15 protein-coding genes are annotated in these 17798 nt (G+C 60.1%); 8 read left to right on the forward strand and 7 right to left on the reverse strand.

The annotated features are described in order from the left end of the window. Positions 1 to 4 precede the first annotated feature (4 nt). A complete protein-coding gene (locus tag FD715_RS20185) occupies positions 5 to 1225 on the reverse strand; it encodes a glycosyltransferase (protein WP_147114325.1) in 1221 nt (406 codons plus the stop codon). A gap of 119 nt (positions 1226 to 1344) precedes the next feature. On the opposite strand from FD715_RS20185, the gene FD715_RS20190 reads away from it, so the two are divergent. Continuing rightward, positions 1345 to 2289: a hypothetical protein gene (locus tag FD715_RS20190; protein ID WP_147114328.1), complete on the forward strand. Its 945-nt coding sequence runs from the start codon at positions 1345 to 1347 to the stop codon at positions 2287 to 2289. Here FD715_RS20190 and FD715_RS20195 read toward each other — a convergent pair whose 3' ends face one another. The 4 genes from FD715_RS20195 to FD715_RS20210 are packed head-to-tail and all read right to left on the reverse strand — an operon-like array spanning position 2290 to position 6961. Then, complete coding sequence (locus FD715_RS20195; protein WP_147114331.1) at positions 2290 to 3654, reverse strand: oligosaccharide flippase family protein; 1365 nt, start codon at positions 3652 to 3654, stop codon at positions 2290 to 2292. 44 nt (positions 3655 to 3698) lie between these two features. Continuing rightward, positions 3699 to 4487, reverse strand: a complete 789-nt coding sequence (locus FD715_RS20200) for a CpsD/CapB family tyrosine-protein kinase (protein WP_147114334.1) — start codon at positions 4485 to 4487, stop codon at positions 3699 to 3701. Positions 4488 to 4526: 39 nt separating this feature from the next. After that, the gene (locus FD715_RS20205) at positions 4527 to 6065 is read right to left on the reverse strand and encodes a Wzz/FepE/Etk N-terminal domain-containing protein (protein ID WP_147114337.1); all 1539 of its coding nucleotides are present in this window, start codon (positions 6063 to 6065) and stop codon (positions 4527 to 4529) included. Beyond that, positions 6062 to 6961: an ExeA family protein gene (locus tag FD715_RS20210; RefSeq protein WP_147114340.1), complete on the reverse strand. Its 900-nt coding sequence runs from the start codon at positions 6959 to 6961 to the stop codon at positions 6062 to 6064. Before FD715_RS20210 ends, FD715_RS20205 begins: the two co-directional genes overlap by 4 nt. Before the next feature lie 499 nt (positions 6962 to 7460). Here FD715_RS20210 and FD715_RS20215 point away from each other — a divergent pair, with 499 nt between their 5' ends. Together FD715_RS20215 and FD715_RS20220 are read left to right on the forward strand one after the other, a co-directional pair. Continuing rightward, positions 7461 to 9068, forward strand: a complete 1608-nt coding sequence (locus tag FD715_RS20215; protein WP_147114342.1) for an O-antigen ligase — start codon at positions 7461 to 7463, stop codon at positions 9066 to 9068. A gap of 1 nt (position 9069) precedes the next feature. After that, the gene (locus tag FD715_RS20220; protein ID WP_147114347.1) at positions 9070 to 10035 is read left to right on the forward strand and encodes a glycosyltransferase family 2 protein; all 966 of its coding nucleotides are present in this window, start codon (positions 9070 to 9072) and stop codon (positions 10033 to 10035) included. A gap of 15 nt (positions 10036 to 10050) precedes the next feature. Here FD715_RS20220 and FD715_RS20225 read toward each other — a convergent pair whose 3' ends face one another. Continuing rightward, positions 10051 to 10743, reverse strand: coding sequence for a DnaA N-terminal domain-containing protein (locus FD715_RS20225; protein ID WP_147114368.1), 693 nt, complete (start codon positions 10741 to 10743; stop codon positions 10051 to 10053). Between the two features lie 383 nt (positions 10744 to 11126). Here FD715_RS20225 and FD715_RS20230 point away from each other — a divergent pair, with 383 nt between their 5' ends. The 5 genes from FD715_RS20230 (at position 11127) to FD715_RS20250 (ending at position 17102) form a co-directional block, all read left to right on the forward strand. Then, positions 11127 to 12437, forward strand: a complete 1311-nt coding sequence (locus tag FD715_RS20230; protein ID WP_370455432.1) for an AAA family ATPase — start codon at positions 11127 to 11129, stop codon at positions 12435 to 12437. After that, positions 12434 to 13498, forward strand: coding sequence for a ParB/RepB/Spo0J family partition protein (locus FD715_RS20235; RefSeq protein WP_147114354.1), 1065 nt, complete (start codon positions 12434 to 12436; stop codon positions 13496 to 13498). Before FD715_RS20230 ends, FD715_RS20235 begins: the two co-directional genes overlap by 4 nt. A gap of 373 nt (positions 13499 to 13871) precedes the next feature. After that, the gene (locus tag FD715_RS20240; protein ID WP_223275001.1) at positions 13872 to 14531 is read left to right on the forward strand and encodes a polysaccharide biosynthesis/export family protein; all 660 of its coding nucleotides are present in this window, start codon (positions 13872 to 13874) and stop codon (positions 14529 to 14531) included. Next, positions 14494 to 15915: a hypothetical protein gene (locus FD715_RS20245; RefSeq protein ID WP_147114360.1), complete on the forward strand. Its 1422-nt coding sequence runs from the start codon at positions 14494 to 14496 to the stop codon at positions 15913 to 15915. The genes FD715_RS20240 and FD715_RS20245 overlap by 38 nt, the downstream gene beginning before the upstream one ends. 482 nt (positions 15916 to 16397) lie before the next feature. Beyond that, a complete protein-coding gene (locus tag FD715_RS20250; protein ID WP_147114363.1) occupies positions 16398 to 17102 on the forward strand; it encodes a VPLPA-CTERM sorting domain-containing protein in 705 nt (234 codons plus the stop codon). A gap of 468 nt (positions 17103 to 17570) precedes the next feature. Here the strand turns inward: FD715_RS20250 and FD715_RS22865 are convergent. Next, the coding region (locus FD715_RS22865; protein ID WP_223275002.1) for a hypothetical protein at positions 17571 to 17798 on the reverse strand (228 nt) is incomplete at its 5' end.

Consider the following 17798-nt stretch of genomic DNA (forward strand, 5'->3'; position numbering starts at 1 on the left):
CGCGCTACAGGCAGGCCTTTATGATCTCGCTGCGGTGTTCAAAAACACTGTCCTCGTCAAACGGCTCACCATCCCGGGCCGCACGTTTGATGAGATCCGCCAGCGCGGCCCTGTCCTGATCCAGCGCCACCACGGCCTCCGCCAGCGCCGCCACATCATCGAGCGGCACCAACCGACCACCCTGATGCACCGCGATCAGGTCGCGCGGGTATGACCCGTCGTAGCCCACAATAGGCGTGGCAGACACCAGCGCCTCGATCAGGCAGCGCGGCGATTCCGGTGTCTTGTGGCAAAACAGAAAGACATGCGCGTCCCGCAGGTGCCGCAAAACCGTAGCGCGGTCATCGACAAATCCGGCAAAATGCACCTTCGCCTCAATCCCCGCAGCGGCGACCAGCGCCTTCATCTCGGCCAGGTCCGGTCCATCGCCCAGCCAGGTCGCCTGAAAGTCCACGCCTTGCGCATTCAGACGATCCAGCACGCCCACCCAATCCTGCGGTCCCTTCATGGCGCTGGCGCGACCGGTATAGACGATGTTCAGCGGTCCATCTGCAACACCCGCAACTTTCGCCTGCACCTGATCCTGCGCAATATGATCGGCCTTGTTGAGGTGGATGTCATGGACAAGCCGCGGCTGCCCGCAATAGGGCGCGTAGGTGTCAAAGGTTTCCTTGCCGTGAAACAGACCCAGCGTGGCGCGGCGGATGATGAACTTTTCCCACCACCACATCAGCCGATGCTCCAACCGCGCCCGCACGCGGCGACGCCACAGATCGCTGCTGGACGCAGTGCGGCGCACAACCTCGGATTCCACCCGGTCCGTCCAGACTGCAAAGGGCAATCCGGCGCGGTGCGCCTGCCACGCGGCCACGGACCCCCAATCACCCGTCAGGCCCCCAATGGCAAAACTGAGGTAGTCGGCCTTGGCAATCTCGTCCCGGATCACGTCACGACAGGCGCGATAATGGCGCAGGAACTGATCCGGACGATACGCCATGGGAAGCGGCACAAGGCGAATACGCGCCATATCCAGATCGGTGTCGCTGATCGGGACCCAGCCATCGGGCAAGGCACCAGACGCCAACGGGTTCATGCAGACAACTTCGTCAAAATGCTCGGCCCACAACCGCAGCCCATTGCAGGCCTGGCTTTCGAGGTGCAGCCCGGCATCCGTCTCCACCAGCGGCACAGGCGCATAAATCAACAATTTCCCAGATTTCGTCATAAAATAATACGTTCCGCGACCGTAAATCAAAACGCAGCCCGTTTACCGGACTTGCAATAACTCATTGAGCAATCACATATCTAAAGAAGCCATTATTGTCACCAAAGCACATTGTTTCCATGATCTTCCACCGCCTGAAACGCAAATCCGCCACACTGCTTTTTCTCTTTTTGTCGGCCTGTGGCCTCACAAGCAGATGCGGCGTGCCCGACCCGCTGGCAGAGGCGGACTTCAACGCGCTTTACGAAACGCCGCTTACCCCAGCCGCCTCTGGCCTGAGCGTCTATCACCTCGGTCACAGCCTCGTGGGGCGCGACATGCCGGTCATGCTGGAACAGCTTGGCGGCGCTGACCACAGCTTCAACAGCCAGCTGGGCTGGGGGTCGATGCTGCGCGAACACTGGGAACCGGACATGCCGGTCAAAGGGTTCGAACAGGAAAACCAGCACGTGCAATTCCGCGACCCGCACGAGGCACTGGCAGAAGGGTCCTATGACGCCGTTGTCCTAACCGAGTCGGTCGAGATCCGGGACAGCATCAAATACCACGATCCTCAGGAATACCTGCGCAAATGGGCGAACGCGACGTGGGACGGCAATTCGCAAACCCGCGTGTACCTTTATGAGACCTGGCACAACCTCGACGACGCAGAAGGGTGGCTAACCCGCCTGGATCTGGACCTCGACCGGTATTGGGAGACCGAGATCCTGCGCCGCACCCTCGCCCATGACGATGTCGCACAGCCCATCTATGTCATCCCGGGCGGGCAGGTCATGGCCGCCTTTGCGCGCCAGTTGCAGGACGCGGGCGGCATCGGGCCGGTCAAAACGCACGAGGATCTGTTTTTCGACACGATCCACTTCAACGACTACGGCGCCTACCTGATGGCCCTGACGCATTATGCGGTGCTGTACGGGCGCAGCCCGGTGGGCCTGCCCCATACCTTGCTGAAATCCGATGGCACGCCTGCCGATGATCCGGGACCGGAGCTTGCCGCGGCCATGCAGGAGACGGTCTGGCAGGTCGTGACCGGCTACGCCCCAAGCGGGGTGCGCGGCGACTGATCACTGGATCGCCAGCACCCGCAGCAACGCATCCTGGTTGATCCAGAACACAAACGCGCCGCAGATGATCGTCAGCGCCATAAAGAACCCGTCATGCAGCGGATCCTCGGCCCGGTAGGGCCGGATCATGCGATAAAGCACCGGATAACTTATGATCGCTGCCAGCGGTTGCGCCGCCAATGCGCCAATCAGGCCGTAGTGGATCACGCCTAGCGCCAGAAGCGCGGTCTGCAGAACCGCGCGCAACGCCTGATAGGCCGTGAACACACCCGACTTGCCAGCGGACAAAAGCACAAAGGCATGGCCCCGAATGATCAGGCTGGGCATCAGCGACACACTCATCACCACAAGAATCGGCCCCGCCGCCCAATACTCCGTCGTGTACAGCAACTCGATCAGCCACACGCCCAACAGCGCCAGCCCGAACTGGATCGCAAAAAGAAAACCGGTCAGCCCGAACCGCGCTTTGGAGAGTGCTTTGCGGTTTGCCTCGGACTCCGCCGGGGGGCGTGCCGAATACAGCGGATAGACCACCCGAACCGCCAGATTTCCCATCAGCATCAAGGGCACGGACCCAAAGAAATACGCGATGTTGTAAAAGCCCAGATTGGCGAGCGTAAAGAACTTTGACAGCAACATGCGGTCGCCGTTCTCGATGATGAAAGTCAGCCCCGAACTGACAAACAGGTACTTGCCGAAATGAAACAGCTCGAGAAAGGCCGCCTTTTCCAGCTGCAAACGGTTCGGGTGGCCCGGCAGCACAAGATGCGACAGAACGGCGTGCAACGCCTGTTGCAGCATCATACCGATCACCAAAGCCCAGACCGTTTCCCAGATCCACGCCACGACGACCATCACCGCAATCGCCACGACCTGACACCCCAGATCGAGGAACGTGACCCGCCCCAAGTGGATGTTGCGCGACGCGGTGCCGATCTTGGTCGACCGCATCTCCATGATGAAAACGGTAAAGGCGAGGCCGAACATCAGCTCGTACAGGATCGGCTCTTCATAGAATTGCGCCACCGGGCCCGCAATCACGCAGCAGATCAGCCCCAGCAACACGCCGCGCATCACCTGCAATGTCCAGGCCGTGTTCAGGAAAACCGGGTCATTTCCCCGCTTGGACTGCACGATGCTGGCGCTTAGCCCGATGTCCGAAAACATCTGCATACCGGCCAGAAACAGCGACAGGATAGCCATCAGGCCAAAGGCTTCGGGGAACAATAGCCGCGTCAGGATCAGGTTCGACAGAAGGCGCAGGAACTGCCCGCCCCCAAAGCCAAGGAAAGTCAGGACAGACCCACGCATGACGCGCGCGCCCATCCCGTCGTCAGACAATCGCCGCCGGATGACACCAATCATGCCGAAGGGGCTCTCGTCAGGCCGCAAAACATGTCCATAACGCCCTATTCCGCCTTGACCGCACTCGGATGGCAGCCGTTCACGACAACCCCCAGGACGTTCGTGCTCTCCGCGACTTCCCGTTCACATATGTCCAGCTGGCTGAACCGCGTCTTCTCGGCAAGTGCGACGATCAGCGCGCAATCGGTGTTCTTCAGAAATGCACGCGCGTGATCACCGCCCAAGATGGCAGGCAGGTCGAAAATCATCACGTCGGGTTTGTACATCTCCTGAACGCCGTCCAGAAACGCGCCGATCTCATCCGACAGGATCAGCTTGTTCGGATCGGCCTCGACCTGAGGCGAGATGACGACACCAACATGTTCCCTGATCCGCTTGGCATGGTCCGACAGCGGCACCCGGCCCGTCAGTACGGATTTCAGGCTGTGGCGACTTTCAAGACCCAGGAATGTGTGGATCGACGGATCACCAAGATCGAAATCAAACAGCATCGTGCGCAGGTTGTTCGTGCGCCCCAACCCCATGGCCAGATTGCACGCAATCGTCGTCTTGCCGCTTGAGGATTCAGGCGATGTGATCGCCAGCCGCGTCCACCCATTTTGCTGCATCTGCAGCAGTGTCTTTGTCCGCAGCACGTCAAAAGACTGCGCACTCGTGTCCGGCGCCTGCGACACGATCCGGTGCTTGCGCAGGGTCGCATCGGACAGATGCACCATCTCCAGGTCGTCCCACGCACCGGGCGACACGGGCTGCGTCGGGGACTTCGGGCGAACCCTGCCCGTATCCGACCGTTGGGACCGCGCCCTTGCCAAAGCGGCCTGCAGTTTTTCCATACGAATTACGCTCCATTGCAGCCGTCACGCTGCGCCGTCCTAAACCAATCCCAAACGGGTCAAAATCTTGTTCGCAACAATCTCGAGGGGCATCACTTCAGTGTGCACGTAATACAATCCTGCGGGCACCAGCGCGATGACCGCCAGCATCGCCACCACCTTCAGCAGACGGCGCCGGATCCGCTCGCTCCGCGTGTCCAGATGAGGGACCACACCAATGGGCACGATGTTGAACCGCGACTGCAGCTCGTTCGGATGTCGGATTTTCTGATTGAGCAGCTCGAACAGAACAAAAAGACCAATGGCCAGCATCATGCCGCCCCCGACCCCGGCGGCCGCAATCTTCATGCGCGGCGGCCCCGACGGCACCTGCGGCACAACGGCCCCTTCGATCAGGCTGATACGCTGGCCCTGGGCATTCACCTCCACCCGCTCGGCCATCCGCGCCTGGTTCAGATTGTTGACTGACGTGTTATAGCGCGTGCGAATGCTCTCCAGATCGCGCTCCAACCGTTCCAGCGTGATCGAGTTGGTCGCCGTCGCCGCCAGCGCACGCGCCAGCTTTTCCAGCTCGGCGTTGATGCGCACGATCTCGAGGTCGATTTCCTGAATGCGCTGGTCCATCTCCGTCAGTTGCAGATCGAGGAATGACGGCTCCGCGTTTTCCGCATCCGCCTCGTCCCGCGGCCCGGCCCCGGCAATGCTGCGCTCCAACTGTTCAATCTGACCGATGATCTGGATCAGACGGGGGTTCGTCTCTGAATAAATCGTGCGCGCTTCGGCCAGCTCCAGTTCCAGGTCTTGCAAGCGCCGTTCTTCGGGCGACAGCTCGCGACGCACGGTCGACCCCAGCCGCCCGGTCGCCTCGAACACCGCGATCATCTCGCTGCGGTTGCTCACAATCGACGCGCGGTCCTGCTCAAGGCGGCTCAACCGCTCCTGCAGGGTGGATTGGCGATCCTGCCGGTACAGCAAGTCCTCGGGCAAGGCCTCCACATTCGCGTTCTTGAACGCGATGATCCGATTGGATTGCGCGTCGATCTCATCGGCCAGCCGGTCGGTCTCCTGAGCAAAGAAGGACACGGTGTTTTCAACCCGTTCCCGGCGGAAAAAGCTGTTGGCCTCTAAAACGAGCGTCACATAGTCGTTGACGACCTCCGCGGCGGTGGACCCATCCGACGCGCTGAACGAAATCGACATCAGCGTGGCCTGGTTGTTCCCGCTCGACCGTCGAATGCTGGTGCTCTCGCGCATCGCCTCGACAATCCGGTCCGGCGTCATCGCCTCGATGTCCTCGAACACCTCGTATTTCTGCGCAATGTCCAGCAGGTTCGCCCGCGTCATCAACTGCTCTTCGATGACCTGCAACTGCTCGCCCGCTTCGGTTTCTACGGTATTGCGGCCCAGTTCGATCGTGATCTTGGGCGCCTCGACCTGCAGCCGCGCCATCGACGAATAGACCGGCGGCAAGGTGAAGGCGGCAAACACCGCCAGCCCCGAACACAGCAGGACAATCAGCATCATCAGCGGCATACGCCGTAACAGCAGCATCCAGTAGAAACGCAACGGCAGGGTCATTCGGCTGCCTCCTCGGTGCGCTGGCTTGGCATGGGAACAGCGTATCGGTTGGACAGAAACAGGGGCCGAACCGGCGCGGTCAAAATCACACCATCAGCCAGCAACTCCTCGATCAGCGCGCCATCTACCACCGACTTGTCGGCGCTGACGGCATAGACCAACGCCAGGTCGCACATCTTGTTGATCTCGCGGGGGATACCGCCACTGATCTGGTGGATTAATGTCACCGCTTCTTCGGTGAACTCTTCGCCACTGCCGCCAACGTGCTGCAAACGGGACTGCACATAGGACCCGGTGGTACACCGATCCATCGGTTCCAGATGATAGCTGACCGACACCCGTTGCGCGAACTGGCGCAACTCGGGCTGCGAAATCATCTCGCGCAGCTCCGGCTGACCCAGCAGGACCAGCTGCAACAGCTCATCCTTGCCCGAATTGACATTGGTGAGCATCCGCAGCTCTTCCAGCGTTTCCGATGACAGGTTCTGCGCCTCGTCGATGATCAGCAGCACGGAATGACCCGCCGCATATTGCCCGATCACGAAATCCACAAATTGCTGGTGCAGGGCCACGTAATCCGCCGTCGGCTCGGCCTGCTGGTCAAACGCATTCAACACCCAGCGCAAAAGCTCACCCCGACCGCCCTGCGCATTGGAAATCAGCCCGACAACGACGTCACCATCAATCTGCGCGATCAACGCCTGAAGCAGCGTGGTCTTCCCCGCGCCCACCTCACCGGTCAGCACGGTGATCGGCGCCTGGGTGATCAACCCGTATTCCAGAACGGAAAAGGCACGGGTGTGCCCTTTGGACCAGTAAATGAAATCCGGATCCGGCAGAAGCGCGAAGGGGCGTTCCCGGAACTGGAAATGCTGTAGATAAAGGTCCGTTTTCAAGGAACTATCCGAATGCTCTGAACTAAACAGTATTTTGTAGTTGGCTCTTACAGGCTGTACGACTGTATCACCTAACATCATTTTGCGACAAGGTTTATCGCGGCCACAAAACCGTGCGCAGCCCCCGGATTGTTGCGCGAATTGCGCCTTTGGCTGCCCCATTTCAATCTGGCATGACATTCCCGCGTGCCGCAGATCTGATCTGTCATCGAAAGCGATGTGAATCACCGCACAGCCAGACCCATGTAACCGCTCAGCCATAACGTCAAAGGCCAGCGCACATTGCGTGCCCCCGGCTCATCCACCAGAATGACAGGCCGCCCTGCCCTTGGCAGACGGGCCACAATGACCGTAAACTGAAGCCGCGCGGCAATTGAACGCCCGCAGATTGCAGAAATCGTGCAATAAGCCCTTTTGAAAACCGTCTGAATCACAGAAAAAACAGAATTTTAATGAGTATGGTGTCGATGCAGCATGACGTAGACCGCGGAGCGGGGACATGATACCTCCCGTTTTTGCGCTGCTCAGCTGGCCCGTTCTGGTCAGCCTGATCTGCCGTGGACGCGGCCTGCAAATCACCATTCTGGTGACGATCCTTGGCGGCTACCTGTTCCTGCCGGAACTCCACGCCATCGACCTGCCCGCGCTTTACGAACTCAACAAGGTGTCGATCCCCGCCTACACAGCCCTCGTCGTTGCCATTGTCGCCATCTCGCGCGCATCGAACACGGGCCGTGGCGGTAACACGGCCCCGGATCCCACTGCGTCACAATGGCTTGATGGCTGGATCCCCCGCATGCGCCTGCCGCTCCTGTTGATCGGGCTGACGATGGTCGGCGCCGTGATGACAGTGGTCACCAACCGCGACCCGATCATCGAACTCGACATCTACAACTGGCCCCGCGGCATCGTGGGCGAGGATATCTTCATCACCGGCCTGCGCATGCAGGACGCGGGCGCCAGCATCCTGGTCGTCATCGTATCGCTGATCCCAATGCTGCTCGCACGCAAGTTCTTTGCCCACCCCGAGGGACAGAAACTGCTGCTGACGGCCTTTTGCATCGGCGGCCTCATCTACGTCCCCCTCGCGATCTTCGAGGCGCGGATGTCCCCGCAGCTTAACCAGTGGACATACGGCTTTTTTGCACATCTGTGGTCCCAGCACGTGCGCGGCGACGGGTTCAGGCCCATCGTCTTTCTCAGCCACGGCCTGATGGTCGCCCTGTTCATGTCCACGGCCATGATCATCTCGGCAGGTCTCGCACGGGTCCACACCGGACGCCTGCGCACCCGCTTCCTCATGGCCACGGGCGTCCTCTTCATTGGCCTGCTCATCACCAAATCCCTAGGTGCGCTGGTCATTGCACTGTTTCTGTGCCCCATCCTCCTCTTCGCACCGCGCTGGGTGCTCCTGCTGATCACCTCCGTCATCGTCGGCATCGCACTGCTCTACCCGATTGTGCGCGGCACGTCCCTGATCCCGATGGAAACGGTGCTCCAACTCGCCGCACAGGTAAATCCAGAGCGTGCCGCCTCCCTCCTCTACCGCCTCAACTTCGAAGAACAGCTGCTCGCCCGCGCGCAGGAGCGCCCGCTGTTCGGCTGGGGCAGCTGGGGGCGCGATCTGTACCTCGGCAACGGCGAATTCGCGGTGCCCGACGGCGAATGGACCCTCGTGCTCAGCCGCTCCGGCTGGTTCGGCTTCATCGGGCGGTTTGGGCTCATGTTCATCCCGGTCATCCTCCTGCTCTGGCGCTGGCGCCGGGACGGGATCGGCATGGAAACAGCCGTGATCGCCACCGCACTGACGGCGGCGGCCATCGACCTGATCCCCAACTCCGGTATGACACCGGACAAATGGCTGCTAGCCGGCGCACTCTGGGGTCGGCTCGAACTCGGCCGCGTCACGGCCACCGCGACCGAAGAAGTGCCCGACCCCCCTGCCCTGCGCCTGCGCCCCGGCTACGCACGCCCCGCCGCACCCATCGCCCATGCCCGCGCAGACGCGTCCAGCGCAACGGACGACCCCTCTCCGCGCTACACCCGGCAGTCGCAACGCATCACGCGCGGCAGCAAGGCACCCACCGCAAAGCTCTACAGACGGTAACATGTCCCTCGGTGTCATCATCATCGGTCGCAACGAAGGCGACCGCCTTGTCCGCGGCCTCGCCTCTGTCCAAAGCGCCGCACGGATCATCTATGTCGACAGCGGCTCTACCGACGGCTCGCAGGCAGCAGCCGAACAGGCAGGCGCCGAGGTTGTCGCCCTCGATATGTCCCAACCCTTCACCGCCGCCCGCGCTCGCAATGCCGGGCTGGATCACATGCGCAGCAACGGCGCGGCACCCGAATTTGTCCAGTTCATGGACGGCGACTGCGAACTGCAACCCGGCTGGTTCGACACCGCCCGCGCCTTCCTAGCCGCCCACACGGATGTCGGCATCGTTTTCGGCCGCCGCCGCGAACGGTTCCCCGACGCCACGATCTACAACCGGCTCTGCGACTGGGAATGGGACGTCCCCATTGGCGAAGCACGCGCGTGCGGCGGTGACGCCCTGATGCGCATGGCCGCACTCGCGGCGATTGACGGCTACAACCCCACCCTGATCGCCGGGGAAGAGCCGGAGATGTGCGTGCGTATGCGCGCCGCTGGCTGGAAAGTCTGGCGCCTCGATGCCGAGATGACATGGCACGACGCGGCGATGACCCGCTTTGGCCAGTTCTGGTCCCGCGCCCGCCGCGCCGGTCACGCCTGGGCTCAAGGGGCTTTTATGCACGGCGCCCCACCGGAACGCCACTGCGTGGCCGATGTGCGCCGCATCCTGACCTGGGGCCTCGCCGTGCCTGCGGCAATTCTGGCCCTCGCGCTCCTACTCAGCCCATGGGCGCTGGCCCTTTTCTCCGTGTACCCGCTGCGGGCGGCGCGCATGGCGCGGCGCAGCGGCGGCGCGCGCACCGATTGGGAACGGGCGAGCCTGATCGTGACAGGCCAGTTTGCAGAGGCCATCGGCGCGCTCGAATTCTATTTGCGCCGTCTCGCCGGGCGCCCGCGCGGACTGATAGAGTACAAATAGCCGCGCCCTGCCCCGTCAGACAAAGATCAACGCGCGCATCGTCCCAAACTCCGCCTCCACAGCAGACCGCAACTGCCGCGCCAAATGTGTCTCTATATAACGCTCCACGAACCGGCTCGGCGCTTTCAGGGTCAACGTGCCATCCACGAAACCCTCGAACTCCAGCCGGTCAAACCACGCTGCGAAAACAGCCGTGTCCGCCCGCGCCAAATCCTCTCGTACCCGGTCCCACGGCGCGTTGCTCTCCGCCTCTGCCGGGGTCACCCTCGCATTCACATAGTCCTGAAGCGAGATGACCTTCACCGCCGCGTTGCCAACCCGCTCCCGCATCCGCTGTTCAAAATCCGGTCCGATCAACGCCCAACCCGGTTCTGACAACTCAAGGATACGCGCAATGTTCAATCGGTACACGGCCACCCTGCCCCGCACACCTGGTCGCGTGCAGACCAGGATCTCCAGCCCCGTCAGCCGTTTGATCTCGCGCTTCACAGTGCGCTCGTTGACCGACCACATCCGCGCCATCTCGCGCTGCCCTACACACAGCTCATCCCGCTTCCAGTTGTAGCGTGCAGTGAGCAGGCTTATCAGCCTTGTCATTGACGTCATCATGACGCCCGGACTGGCCAGACCAACCACGGACAATCCGGCCAAGAGGTCGTACTTGAAAGACGCCGCACCGGGACCGGTCAAGCGTGTTGCATTCTGCATGGGGGCGCTTGTCATGCTGCTCACTGCCTCTGTGTCCGCCCTCTTTGGGACGATTCGAACTGTGCAATGATTAGTGCTGAATTCCCGTTTTCTGTCAAGGCGGATGGAAAAGCGGGATTTCGCATAACGGCCTCCAAAAACTATCATAAATGAGGTTCTATTGGTATTAGGTGACATCAAGTGACACCCAAAGAGCCGTCCCGTGTCACCTTAATGTAGGAATTCGGGCCCGCGTGACACCAAAATATGGTGCATGACCGCGAATATGGGCATCACCCGGTGATCAAAAGCCCGCTCAGGCTCTATTTCGGCCGTTTTTTGTTTTGCGGTATTGCAAAAATCGCGTTATTCCGAAACCCGAGCAGAAAAACACGAGGTCCACCGTGCCAAACCACTCCGATCTGTTGCGCATGAACGAGCGCAGCCTTGCCCAGCAAGCAGCCGTGCGCAAGGCGACCTTCTCTCCGGGCGAGGTGAAAACGCTGCGCACCTTTTCGATCTGGGAGATCAGCCAGTTCATGTTCGACGTCCCGGCCGATACTCTGCGCAAGAAGCTGTCGGACGATCCTTCCCTGCCTCAGGGCGAAACCCAGGATGACGGACGCCAGCGCTGGTTCTCGCTTGAGGACATCAACGAACTTCGGCGCCGCCTGCGCTTTCGTGGCCGCTCGCTCTTGCCCACTCGCCCCGCCGGACGGGCTATGCGCGTCGCGGTCTCGAACTTCAAGGGAGGCGTCGGCAAGACAGTCGTCGCACAGCACCTTGCCCATGCCGCAGCCCTCGATGGCTACCGCGTGTTGCTGGTCGATTTTGACCCACAGGCAACGCTGACCCATTCCATGGGACTCACGGATGTGCGCGAATGGAATACCGTCTGGGGTGTGATGTGCCGCGATCTCTGCAAGGAAGCGGACCGCATCATGGCAGGATACGACGACCCCGACGACTGCCCCTTCCCCTCTTCCGAAGAGCTGCCGCAGGATGTGCAGTCCATCGGCGCGCAGCGGGTGCAGGACTTCATCCAGTCGACATGCTGGTCGACCATCGACATCATCCCGTCCTGCGCCAACGCCGCCTTCGTTGAATTCGCCTCCGCCCAATACCGCGCGCTGCACAAGGCGTGGAGCTTCTTTGGCTGCGTCGCTCGCTACCTCGATGAGCTGCCGGACGACCAGTACGATATCATCCTCTTCGACTGCCCTCCGGCCATCGGATACCAGTCTCTAAATGCGGCTTTTGCCGCCGACATTCTCTACATCCCGTCCGGTCCCGGCTATTGGGAATACGACAGCACAACCAGTTATCTGGGCCAGCTTGGCGACGCGATGGCCGACATTTCCGAAGGCTTTGCCGCGCACGCAACGGACGCTGGGATAACCTTGCCGAAAGAGTTTGCTGACATCCGCATGCTCATGACCCGGTTCGAGGCGACCAACCCTTTGCATATCGCGATGATGGACGCGTTTCGCAACGTGTTCGGGTCAAGCGTGTGCCAGCACGCCATCGAAATGACGCGTGCAGTTGAGCAGTCGGGACGATTCCAGATGTCGGTCTACGAACAGGACTATCGTCAAATGACACGCGAGACATGGAAGCGTGCACGGCAAAGTTTTGACCGCGCCTACGAGGAGTTTCGCGGCACGGTCCTGACGGCCTGGCCTGGCACGTGCAGCACGCGGGAGGCAGCGGAATGAGTGGCTCGAACAAATTCGGTTTCGCACCGGTCGATACAGAAACAGCAACCCCCAAGCGCACGCGTACGCCGGGCCCCATGGGCGCAGCGGTCCGCGATACGGCCGAGACGCTGGCCGACACGACCGAAGCCAAGGTTGAGCAGCGGCGCCGCAATGCGGAAGACGCGCGCAAGTTTCGCGACGCACAAGAAGGTGGCCTGCTGCTGGTGGAGTTACCCGTGGGTAACGTCCTGACCGACGACCTGCCGCGCGACCGGCTGGTGCTGGATGAGGTCGCGGTGTCCGAAGAGATGGACGAGCTGAAAAGCTCGATCCGTGCGCGGGGTCAGAAGGAACCCATCGAGGTCTACGAAACCGCGCCGGGGCAATACCAGCTCAAGAAGGGGTGGCGGCGCCTGACCGCGCTGCGGCAATTGCTGTCTGAGACCGGAGACGAGCGGTTCGCGCAGGTGATTGCGCGGGTGGAAACCGGCGACGGTGATCGGCTGCTGCGCTATGTCGACATGGTCGAGGAAAACGTCGTGCGGGAGGATCTGACCTTTGCTGAAATGGCGCAGGTTGCGATCACCGCGGCGCAAGATTCCAACGTGCCCGAGACAGATCCGGCGGAGCTGGTGTCGAGGCTTTACAGCGCGCTGATCAAGACCAAGCGGTCCTACATCCGCAGCTTTGTCTTTCTGCTCACGGCGCTGGGTGATGATCTGAAGTGGCCCAAGGCGGTGCCCCGGAACCTGGGTGTCGGTGTTGCGCGGGCCATCAAGTCGGAACAGCAGATCGTGCCGTTGCGGTCGGAGTTGAGCGCGTGCAGCAGTCCTGAGGATCAGACGCGTATTCTGACCGAGTTTCTGGCCAGTGATAAAAAGCCGGAGGAGGGGGCGACCGCCAAGCCCGAGCCACGGCAAAAGCTGGAGTTCTTTATCGGCAAGACGAAGGTCACGGCGCGGGATGGTGAGTTGCGGATCGTCAGCGGTAGCGACTTTGCCAATACGTCTCGGCAAACATTGGAGGAGGCCGTGAAGGCATTCGAGGGTGTGCTGAACGGTACCCCGCGGATCAGGTAGGGTTACCCACGGGTAACCGGTAACCCGCTATCACAGTCTGCAGGCCGCCACTGAAAGACCATAAGCAAGGTTTGTGCGCCCGTGTTTTGGCGCGTTTGGTACCTGATGAAGTCTGGTGTGTCTTGTAATATTATGTTAAATAATTGGCAGGCAAAATCACGGGTTGCATAAGCCGTTCGTGGTGTTTGGCGCGTTCAAATCGTAGCGCTGCGCGCGATGTCGGTAGAAGTGCAAAGGTTGCCGAAAAGGGCAGGGGACACTCTCACCAAAGCCCTTGCGTGTTTACGACATTGCATCTTGAACAGCGTGTCAAAAAGAGAACATAACGCACCAAAACCTGTGTAAGCGCGGCAAAATTTCTTTGCGGTGCGCGATGATGACCCTAGGACAGGGCCATCGAGCACAACTTCCAACAGGGGCAAATCCTGTGATGCGTATCGTTGTAAGTCTATTTACTGCCCTCGCCGTTCTGGTGACGACGTGGTCGTTTGCCGAGGCGCAGAGCAACTACCGCGTGCGCACCGGCGACACGCTGGAAATTCAAGTCCTCGAAGATCCGAGCCTGAACAGATCGGTACGGGTGCTGCCCGACGGACGGTTCAGCTTTCCGTTTGCGGGGACACTCCGGGCCGCAGGTCTGACCATCCCGCAGATCGAGCGCAACATTCGCGTTGGCATTGCCGACAACTTTGCCAACGAACCGAACGTGTTTGTGTTCGTGGTGCCGGAAGAGCGCGAAGAGCTGGATCCGGAGACTATCAACATTTACCTGCTGGGCGAGTTCAACACGCCGGGCCTGGCCGAAATGCCGCCGGGCACAACCATTCTGCAAGCCTTGTCGATGGGCGGTGGGATGACGCGGTTTGCCGCGGTCAAGCGCGTTCAGCTGCGGCGTACAGATACGAAAACGGGCGTTCAAACGGTCCGGAAAATAAACTTTAAGGCCCTGTCGAACGGGGCGGCTTTGAGCAATGATATAGTGCTGAAGGACGGGGATGTTATTCTTGTACCAGAAAGGCGCTTGTTCGAGTAAGCGGCGCAAACCGGCGGGGACAGGCACGCCATTCTATTGGGTTCGACTGCTTGGGGCGGGTGCTATTGGTGCGTCGGCCCTGTCGCTGACCGGACAGGCGCAAGAAGCGCCCGAAGGTGCGCAGCGGATCACGCTGGATGTGCGCACCGGCCTTGAATGGTCTGACAACCCCGACCTTGTTGTGGATGGCGACAGTCGTGTCGTCAGCCGGACGCGGCTGGACTTTGCCCTCGAACGGCGGACCGACATCGACAGGCTGACCTTTGGCGCGGCTGGTGATGTCGTTCTGGGCGAAGACACTGATGACGTGATCGAGAACCCGGAACTGCGGTTGCGGTGGGACCGGGATGTTGGTCGGTCGCGCCTTGGTGCGGGGCTGACACTCGAAAGTGTCGAGTTGGACAGCACGAGCTTTTCAGATGGGGTCAGCGCAGACAGCGTGGACTTCAGCACGTTTGATGGCGGAACGCGGCGCCTGACTGGAATTGACGTCGACGGCGCGTGGGGTGTGGATGCCCCGTTTGGTGGCAGCTACAGCCTGTCGCACGATCGCATTACATATAGTGGCACCGATGACCCTACGTTGCTGGACGCGGATTCGGTGGATTTCCGGTTTGCCCTGACCGGTGCGCTGGATCGGACGACGACGCTGGGGCTGATCGGCTCCTTCACCGAATTCGACGAGGACGGGGCAGGGGAGCTGGACACGCGGTCCGTGCGGCTGGGGGGTGAGTTGCGGTCGGAGATTACGCAAACCCTGAGCGGCCGGTTGGCCCTTGGCTGGCAGGAAGCCGAGGAGTCGGGCGCGGATACTGCGCGTTCGGAGGGTGTGTTTGTTGACGGCGATCTGACCTGGGCCCTGCCAAACGGGACCGCAGGTATTGTCTGGGACAGCCCCATCGAGGTGGACCGGCGGCGGACGACCGTTCGGTTCCAGCGCAGTCTTGAAATGCCGCGTGGCGATTTCGGCTATTCCATCGGTGCATCGCGCGCGTCTGGTCTTGGCACCCGACCGCTCTTTGGCCTGAACTGGGAATACGAGATGCCGCGCGCTAGATTCATCGCGGACCTGTCCCAGACGCCTGCAACGACCCGTGACAATGTGCAGACCATCAACTCGGTGCTGAGCCTGAACTTTAACCAGCAGCTGACGACCCGCGGCAATCTGGACGTCTTGTTTACGGTCCGGGATGGGGACGAAGACGGCGAGGGCGCCGTCGACAACCGACGGCTGGGGCTGGACGTGACCTATCGCCATGACCTGGCCCAGGACTGGGATCTGGTCGGGCAGTTTTCCGCGGTGCGCGTGAGCGAGGACGATGCGCAGGATCGCAGCTCCAACACGATCTTTATCGGGTTGGAAAAGCGATTTGGCTGGAACTGATGCCGGTAGCGTGACCGGTGGCGAAATGCCCGTCCCGATGGGAGACCATGCGCAGCCGTAAGGGGTGCAACGGCGGATCACGGGGTAGGGGGGCTAAGCCCTTGTGGGAACGTCATTTTGACGCGGATGTTTGCCGATCTGAACAGTCGCTTTTGCCGCCCATTGGCGAGAATCTGACCATTCCTAAGCGGATGTACGCCCATCTTGGTGCGATTCGATTCGGTTTGGGACGCTGTTCCGTTTGATTCTTCGACCCATGCGAGAAGCGTTTCTATTGTGGGTAGTATTTCCGAATTTCAACCCGATGTTAGCGTCATTCAAAAGGTCTATAATTCAATGATTTCAACCTGCGGTCGGTTTACAAGGTTGATTTACATGAACAAACTGAGTTAACGAGATGTTAAGCAAATTTTTGCCGATCCTACGTGACGCAATTTCAGTGCTTTTGATGGTGTAATGTTTACGACGGTACGGATAAGAACATGACTTTTAAGACGACCTTTCACTCAGCGTATTTGGCGGCGGCCCTGACTGCAGCGGCCAGCGTGGCAAGTGCCACGACGATCAATTTTGATTCTTATGAGAACTACACGCGCGGGTCGAACTACTACACCAGTACGGACGGACAGGTTTCGGTCGGCGTGGACGGTGTGCACGTGTCGAGCGACGGCACGATTGTAAACTCGCGGAACTTTTGGACGGCCAGCTGGGAAGGCCCGAACAACAGCGGTGGCCTTGGCGTCTATGACTGCCGTCTGGCCAACCTGTGCATCGACAACACCAAGATCGATGGCAGCGGGCCCGATGAATTCGCGCTGATGGATTTCGGCAATCTGATCGTTGAGATCACATCGGTGACGTTCTCGTACTGGGACAGCACGGATACATTCGCGTTCGGCGTCTATGAGGACACCAGCCTGCCGGCACAGGCCCTGATCTATGAAGAGGATCTGGGTGAAGGCGACGAGAACCCGTACACGTTCAATTTCGCCCCGGGCACAATTGTCGGGTCGATCATCGGATTTGGCGCCGACAGCTGGCGTGACAGTTTCCGGTTGAACAGCATCACGTTCGACATTGTGGGCGCGGTTCCGCTGCCTGCTGGTGGTCTGCTGCTGTTGACCGGCCTGGGTGGCCTGGCAGTGATGCGCCGCCGCAAGAAGGCTGGCGCGCCTGTGGCTGCGTAAGGCAAACTGATTAAGGTGTCTGCGGGCATGCCCGCGGGAGTGTGTTGAAGACGAGTGAAGGTGCCGCGTTTTTGAAAGCGGTGTGGTTACTGGAATTGAAGAAAGTTTTTAGTCCCTCTTGGACACTGACAATTGAAACGACTTCGACCGTATCGGCCTAAGTGCCTCAATCGGTTGTTCAGCACTAAATGGCCTTTCGACTGCTTACATATATGTGGTCGGAAGGCCGCCGTTTAAGGCGCAGCGGCGCAGATCCTATTCTGTGCAATTGCGCCAGAGCGAATTGAAACCCCGAGTCAGGGGAGAGTAAAGTATTGTTCTAAATAAGAAATTTTTGTGACGAAGATGATTCGGGTGCTGTGACACCGGCGCATCAAAAGATTAAGGAAAGGTATTCCTTACTTCCCGAAAGAAGAGAATTGGGGCAATCAGGGGTAGAAGCAGTTGGATCGGAAACAAACCTTTTCTTCAAATTTGAGTAAATTGGGCAATAACACGCTGATTTCTTCTTTGGTGGGTAGTTAAGAAATGATAAACATACGGTGAAGGGGCGCTGAAAGGCGCAAAAATAAAGTGGATGGTAGTTAATTTTTTGCGCGCCAGGTTACTGCTAACTTGGCGGGGGGTATTCTTATGACAATTCAACCCGTTAATTTCGACGGACAGCTGGCTGTTCTTCAGGCTGATCAAAATGGC

The sequence above is a fragment of the Tateyamaria sp. syn59 genome, from assembly GCF_007995245.1.
Taxonomy (GTDB): domain Bacteria; phylum Pseudomonadota; class Alphaproteobacteria; order Rhodobacterales; family Rhodobacteraceae; genus Tateyamaria.

What these genes read in the sequence shown, in the direction of transcription:
- FD715_RS20240 (WP_223275001.1), top strand. Translation starts at nt 13,872, where the DNA reads ATGATGACCCTAGGACAGGGCCATCGAGCACAACTTCCAACAGGGGCA.
- FD715_RS20225 (WP_147114368.1), bottom strand. Translation starts at nt 10,743, where the DNA reads ATGCAGAATGCAACACGCTTGACCGGTCCCGGTGCGGCGTCTTTCAAG.
- FD715_RS20250 (WP_147114363.1), top strand. Translation starts at nt 16,398, where the DNA reads ATGACTTTTAAGACGACCTTTCACTCAGCGTATTTGGCGGCGGCCCTG.
- FD715_RS20205 (WP_147114337.1), bottom strand. Translation starts at nt 6,065, where the DNA reads ATGACCCTGCCGTTGCGTTTCTACTGGATGCTGCTGTTACGGCGTATG.
- FD715_RS20195 (WP_147114331.1), bottom strand. Translation starts at nt 3,654, where the DNA reads ATGATTGGTGTCATCCGGCGGCGATTGTCTGACGACGGGATGGGCGCG.
- FD715_RS20190 (WP_147114328.1), top strand. Translation starts at nt 1,345, where the DNA reads ATGATCTTCCACCGCCTGAAACGCAAATCCGCCACACTGCTTTTTCTC.
- FD715_RS20220 (WP_147114347.1), top strand. Translation starts at nt 9,070, where the DNA reads ATGTCCCTCGGTGTCATCATCATCGGTCGCAACGAAGGCGACCGCCTT.
- FD715_RS20235 (WP_147114354.1), top strand. Translation starts at nt 12,434, where the DNA reads ATGAGTGGCTCGAACAAATTCGGTTTCGCACCGGTCGATACAGAAACA.
- FD715_RS20215 (WP_147114342.1), top strand. Translation starts at nt 7,461, where the DNA reads ATGATACCTCCCGTTTTTGCGCTGCTCAGCTGGCCCGTTCTGGTCAGC.
- FD715_RS20245 (WP_147114360.1), top strand. Translation starts at nt 14,494, where the DNA reads ATGTTATTCTTGTACCAGAAAGGCGCTTGTTCGAGTAAGCGGCGCAAA.
- FD715_RS20185 (WP_147114325.1), bottom strand. Translation starts at nt 1,225, where the DNA reads ATGACGAAATCTGGGAAATTGTTGATTTATGCGCCTGTGCCGCTGGTG.
- FD715_RS20200 (WP_147114334.1), bottom strand. Translation starts at nt 4,487, where the DNA reads ATGGAAAAACTGCAGGCCGCTTTGGCAAGGGCGCGGTCCCAACGGTCG.